Annotated in this window: 3 protein-coding genes; 1 reads left to right on the top strand and 2 read right to left on the bottom strand. The window is 71.4% G+C overall.

The window, feature by feature from the left end:
- Positions 1–1,668: DUF4118 domain-containing protein (locus ACFW2E_RS36415; protein ID WP_384473164.1), on the bottom strand; the 1,668-nt coding region annotated here is incomplete at its 3' end.
- Positions 1,669–1,904: 236 nt separating this feature from the next.
- On the opposite strand from ACFW2E_RS36415, the gene ACFW2E_RS36410 reads away from it, so the two are divergent.
- Complete coding sequence (locus ACFW2E_RS36410; RefSeq protein ID WP_384473161.1) at positions 1,905–3,479, top strand: Na+/H+ antiporter; 1,575 nt, start codon at positions 1,905–1,907, stop codon at positions 3,477–3,479.
- An 86-nt stretch (positions 3,480–3,565) separates the two neighbouring features.
- Here ACFW2E_RS36410 and ACFW2E_RS36405 read toward each other — a convergent pair whose 3' ends face one another.
- On the bottom strand, positions 3,566–4,978 hold the full coding sequence (locus ACFW2E_RS36405; RefSeq protein ID WP_384473159.1) for a hypothetical protein: 1,413 nt from the start codon (positions 4,976–4,978) through the stop codon (positions 3,566–3,568).
- Positions 4,979–5,624 lie beyond the last annotated feature (646 nt).

Below are 5,624 nucleotides of genomic sequence, written 5' to 3'. Positions count from 1 at the left end.
GCGCAGCACACGTTCCTCCCCCGGACCAGCCGTAAGGGCGGTGACACCCTCGGCGTCCGGAGTCTCGTCGACCAGACCCGCCGACTCCATGCCGAAGGTCTCCCGTGTGCGCTCCAGCAGAGCGGGGATGGTCGCGCCGCCGCGCACGATGGTGCCGGCCAGGGACGACATGGTCTCGGCCTCGGCGGTGGCGCGGGCCGAGCGCCGGGACAGCCGTAGGGAGCGGTCCACGACTGCGGCGACGGTGGCCGCGACAACGGCGAACACGCCCAGGGCCAGCAGGGCATTGGGATCGTTCAGAGTGAAGGAACCGGTGGGTGGGATGAACCAGTAGTTCAGCAGCAGCGATGCCGTCACCGAGGCGATCACTGCCGACGCGACCCCGCCTATGCAGGCCACGCCGACCACGGCGAGCAGAAACAGCAGCGCCTCGCTCGTCAGGTTCACCGTCCCGCGCACCTGGGCGAGGACGGTGGTGAGCAGAACGGGCAGCACCAGACCGGCCACCGGGCCGGCGATCAGCCGGGCCGTCGAGAGGGTGCGGCGCCGGGAGGGGAGCAGGGTGCCGCGTCCGGCCCGTTCGTGGGTGACCCGGTGGACGTCGATGTCGCCAGACAACTCGGTCACGGTCTCCCCGGTGCCCGGCCCGCTCAGGAACCGCGCCAGCCGACCGCGCCTGCTGGTGCCGAGGACGAGCTGGGTGGCGTTCTCAGCGCGGGCGAACTCCACCAGGGCGGTGGCCACGTCGTCGCCGACCACCGAGTGGTAGCTGCCGCCAAGGTCCTCAACGAGCCTGCGCTGCCTGGCGAGGGAGGCGGCCGAGACACCGCCGGCCAGGCCGTCGCTGCGGGCCACGTGCACGGCGAGGAGATCGCCGCCGACCGATCGGGCGGCAATCCGGGCGGCCCGCCGGACCAGCGTGTCGCCCTCCGGGCCACCGGTCAGCGCGACGACCACCCGCTCACGGGTCTCCCACACCCCGCCGATGCCGTGCTGCGAGCGGTACTCCTGGAGCGCCTCGTCGACCCGGTCCGCCACCCACAGCAGTGCCAGCTGGCGCAGGGCGGTCAGATTGCCGGGCCGGAAGTAGTTGGCGAGGGCCGCGTCGATCTTCTCGGGAGCATAGATATTGCCGTGCGCCATGCGGCGGCGCAGGCCCTCAGGCGGCATGTCCACCAACTCGACCTGGTGGGCACGGCGGACGACGTCGTCGGGTACCGTCTCGTGCTGCGGCACCCTGGTGATCTTCTCGACCACGTCGTTGAGGGATTCCAGGTGCTGGATGTTCAACGCCGTGATCACGTCGATGCCGGCGGCGAGGAGTTCCTCGATGTCCTGCCACCGCCTGAGGTTCCGGCCGCCACCAGGGACGTTGCTGTGGGCGAACTCGTCCACGATCGCCACCTGCGGGCGGCGGGCCAGCACCGCCGTCACATCCATCTCCTCGAAGGCCCCGTCGCGGTAGGTGCAGCGGGCGCGGGGGACGACCTCCAGGCCGTCGATCATCGCCTCCGTGTGCGGGCGCCCGTGGCACTCCGCGAACCCCACCACCACGTCCGCCCCGCGGGCGGCACGGCGCTGCCCCTCGTCGAGCATCCGGTAGGTCTTGCCGACCCCTGGGGCCGCCCCGAGGTAGACCTTCAGTCGTCCGGGTCGTACGTCACTCATCGCCGCCGACGCGCTCCGCTCACTGGATCAACACCCCTGTGTCGAGAAGGGACTCCTCCTAAGGAAGCCCCTCCGTAAGCCGGTACGGGCGAGCGTTAGCGATTTCTTGGCGCCGGTGCCGGGGACCTTGACACTGCCTTGACGTGAGCTGGGCCGATAGGGTGAAAGCGGTGTGCCGGGAAGTCTGGTCGGCAGGGGAGCCAAGGCGGCTCTCCTTGTAGCTCCAGGGGGACGGCATGCGCAGCGTCGGTACGGTACTCGGATTGGTCATTCTGGCTACCGTGGTGGCGACCTTCGCGCGCCGCTGGCGCATACCTGCACCCTCCCTGCTGGTCGTCGCCGGTCTCGCCGTGGCCCTTCTGCCGGGCACCCCGCAGATCGAGATCAGCCCGCAGATCATCGGGCTGGTGGTACTGCCGCCGCTGCTGTACGCGAGCGCGGAGGAGATGCCCTGGCGGGAGCTGCGGGCGGTGTGGAAACCGGTCGGGATCCTCGCCATAGGCCTGGTCCTCGCCTCCGCCGCGGCCGTCGGCGCGGTGGCGGCCACGGTCACACCCTTGTCCTGGCAGATGGCGTTCGTGCTGGGCGCGGTGCTGGCCAGTACCGACCCGGTGGCAGTGACCGCACTCGGCCGCAGGCTCGCCCTGCCACCGAAGGTGCAGGTGCTCGTCCAGGCGGAGAGCCTGTTCAACGACGCAACCTCCCTGGTGCTGGTCCGGGTCGCGGCGGGCATCGCCATCGCGTCGGCGGCGGCGAACTGGGGTGCGGCGGGCGGCCAGTTTCTCCTGCTCGCCGGGGGCGGCACAGTGATCGGTGCCGCCGTGGCCGGGGTCGTGGCCCTGATCCGGCGCCGTACCGAGGAGCCGGTCCTGGAGACGGTAATCGCCCTGGTCACCCCCTACGCCGCATACCTGCTGGCAGAGGCCGCGCACACCTCCGGGGTGACATCGTGCGTGGTGGCCGGCGTCGTCCTGGGCGGGCGCGGGGATCGGCTCACCAACGCCCGCATCCGCCTCCAGTTGCACGCCGTGTACGGCACGGTGGTGTTCCTGCTGGAGAGCGTGGTCTTCTCGCTCATAGGGCTGGCGCTTCCCGCGGAGGTGCGGGCCCTGGCCGACGGCGACCGTGCCTGGCCGCTGTACGCCCTCGCCATCGCCGCAACGCTCATCGCGGTACGCCTGCTGTGGCTCGCGCCGCTGTCGGCAGTCGTTCAGCGCAAAGGCGGGATCGGCCGGATGAACTGGCGGCTGCCGGTGGTGCTGACCTGGGCGGGCACCCGCGGGGTGATGCCGCTGGCCGCCGCGCTGTCCATCCCCGAGGTCACCAAGACCGGCACCGCGCTGGCGGACCGCCCCCTGGTCCTGGTCCTGACCACCTCGGTCGTGGTGGTCACCCTCGTCGTCCAGGGCTTCACCCTCTCCCCAGTCGTCCGCGCCTCCGGCATCGCCCTGGAGCCCGCCCACACCGAACGCGAGGAAGCCGAGGCCCGCAGCCACCTCGCTCACGCCGGGCTTGCCCGCCTGGAGGAGCTGGCCGAGCTGGAAACCGCACCGGACATCGTCCTCGACCGGCTCCGGCGCGGCCTGAGCGCGCGCCTCGACGACGCCCGCGACCGCCTCACCGAGAGCAACGGCACCGCCGCCGCCACCGAATCCGCCGACCGCGTCTATCACCAGCTGCGCCGCGACCTGATCGCAGTGGAAACGGCGGAATTGCAGCGCCTGTACGACACACACCGCATCAGCGACACCACCCGGCGACGGCTCCAGCGGTCCCTGGACCTGGAAGAGGCTCGCCTTGCGGACGCCTGACAGAACCGTGGCCGTGCAGGTTCACTGGATCTGGCTGCTCCCGACGGCCGTACTCGTGCTCGGGCCGCTCGGCCGCCCGTGATCGCTCAGCGGAACTCCGCCAGCCTCGGCCGCAGTCCCAGCGTGGTGAGGAGCATCGCCGCGAGCAGCAGTCCTCCCGCCCAGGGCAGCAGGCCGCTCACCGCCGAACGGCCGCCCTGCACCGAGGACGTGAAGTGGGCGCGGTTGATGTCCGTCAGCTTGTCCAGAGCAGCCATCCACGCGCCGAAGTGGGCGTTGGAGGTGCCCGGCTTCCAGTCCATGCAGAACTCCACCGCCTCCCGCTCCTTCCCGGCCGCCAGCAGCGTCCGGATCCTGCGGTCGTCGCGCTGGTAGACGGCGTACGTGTCCACCGTCTTCTCGGCCGCGGCGCGTTCCCCGGGGAAGGTGATGTTGTCCAGCTCACGCCTGAACTCCCCGGAGAAACGCAGGAGGTGGTGGTCGCCCTCGTACTGGCGCCAGGTGGAAGCGAGCATCGAGTCGTACGTGGACAGGGTCGCGCCGTCGAGGCCGTACAGCTTCTGCGACTTGGCGAGGAACGAGCGTGCGTACTGGTCGCGGCGCTGCGGGTCGAGGAGAAAGCGGCTCTCGTCGGCGTTGGCGTCGTAGGCGATGGCGCGGGCGCGGGAGAGAGCGACGACGGAGTCGAAGGCGTCGCGGCGGGCGCCGCGCAGATGCGCGGAGGTGGCGCTCAGCATCTGCGCGCCCAGGATCACCGCGAGCAGGGTGCAGACGGTGGCGCACAGCAGGCCGGGGTTGAGGATCCGGTGGAAGCGGCGGGTCAGGTACCACTGGAGGACGCCCAGCAGGGCGAGGAGCAGCATGCCGAGGGCGAGGACGGCGGCGAGTTGGGCGGACAGGGTGGTGTCGGCCGAACGGTATTCATGCTCGAAGTTGTCGTCGTTGGCCGAGACCAGCTGCCGTGCGGCGGGCAGTAGCTTGGCCTGCAGGAGGTCCGTCGCCCTGCGATAGTCGACCAGGGCGGACGCCTGGCCACCGCTGCGACCGTCGTTCTCCAGGGCTCGTCCGATCAGCTCCTGATACTCGGCGAAGTCATCGGTCAGGTGCTCGACGGTCTTCTCGTCACCCCGGTCCCCCTGCGCCGCGACGGCGAGGGTGCGCAGGTCGTGTCCGATCTCACGGCGGGCGTCGCCGTAGAAGCCGACTGCTTTGTTGTACGGGGTCTGCAGGCGGCCCTTCCCCGCGTCTCCGCTGGACAGCAGGACGTTGGCCGCCTGGGCATCCATGTCGTTCAGGGCGAGGTTGAGGTCGGCGGCGCTGGTGGTGCGGGGAGCGTCACGGCCGGCCACGCCGTCCCAGGTGCCGTTCGCGGCCAGCCCGGCAACGACCAGCAGCACCGCAACCGCGGCGGCGAGCAGGAGCGTGGCCGCGCGCAGAAGGCGCAGCCGCGCGGGCACCGTGGCCCAGAAGCGGCGGCGCAGAGCGCCCCGCGCGGCCACGACCTGTCGCCCCAGGCGCTGCCCCGGACCCGGATCGCCCGTCCGTGAATCCCCGCGTCTCCGCGGTCCGGGGCTGCCGCCCGCTGGGTCGACCGTCGTTTGCCGTGGCGGTGTTGCCCCCTCGGTCCTGGGACCCTGCGCTGTTCCGGCCGATAGGGGCGTCCCCTGCTCGAGCGAAGTCGAGAGCTTGGGGAAAGTCACGGTCCCTCCAACGTCACGCCACGGACGGTCGCCCGTCCCCCGTTGCAGATCAGTCTGCGATCGGATCCGGCCACGGATGACTTGCGTTGACGCGTTCCTGATGGCAATGCAGTGTTGTTTGACGGCACTTTGACGCGGCCCGCCGTCAGGCCGTATGGGTGCCGCAAATTCCCGTCCCTTCAGGGGGGTTGGAGCCGCGAACCGGGTTAGGTTCGCTGTCGGCCGCCGTTGGGGTCGCGGACGTCAGCGGCCCCTCACGACTGATGGAGTCCCCACTCCGCAGCGGCGCGAAGGCGGTCCGGTGCGTGTCCGATGGACAGGCACCCGCGCACGACGTCTGTCGTCGTCCCATCGCCGACGCCCGTGCGCCCCCGGGGGGGGGGGGGGGGGGCCGCGCCCCCCCGCGCGCAGCCCCCCGCGCCGCCGACGGGCGGCGCGAGAGACC

The sequence above is a fragment of the Streptomyces sp. NPDC058964 genome (assembly GCF_042741275.1).
GTDB lineage: Bacteria > Actinomycetota > Actinomycetes > Streptomycetales > Streptomycetaceae > Streptomyces.
Note: the sequence above shows the minus strand (reverse complement) of the source record. Positions and strands in the feature narration are given on the sequence as shown.